Annotated in this window: 1 protein-coding gene; it reads right to left on the reverse strand. The window is 54.6% G+C overall.

Annotated features, from left to right (window positions below; translation table 11 throughout):
• Positions 1-32 precede the first annotated feature (32 nt).
• A partial coding sequence (locus AC1RPR_RS08305) for a hypothetical protein (RefSeq protein WP_481763485.1) occupies positions 33-445 on the reverse strand: 413 nt, incomplete at its 5' end.

The raw sequence follows: 445 nt of genomic DNA on the forward strand, positions 1-445 counted from the left end.
TAGCAATTCAACCCTCATCGGTCAAGCACTATTTACGAAACCTTGAACTTCTTGGTCGCCTTTTCAGCTTCGTACGCGCGATCCTTCTCGATAGCCGGGATCAGCGCATCCAGATCGCCAAGAATCTTGGCACGCGGCTTCTTCTGCCATGCGCCAAGCTGTTTCAGGTGCGCCTGCTGCTCCTTGAGCTTGACCTTCATCTGCTCTTGATCCAGCTTAGACCAACGCCGAGTCGGCAGATCAAGCAGCTGCTTGGCTTGCTCGGCAGTCACCTTCATCAGCTTCTGGAGCATCGCATCTGGGTCCTTCGACTTCAGGGCCTTCATCAGGGAATCCAGATGATCAACCGCGTAGATCAGGAGTTCGGTGTACGCAATCGCCGCTTCCTGCTTCCGCACTCGATATGCCAACGACTTCAGTTCGAGTTCGACGCGCAGCTCCAACT

Source organism: Dellaglioa sp. CoH-57-MRSF-22 (assembly GCF_056781895.1).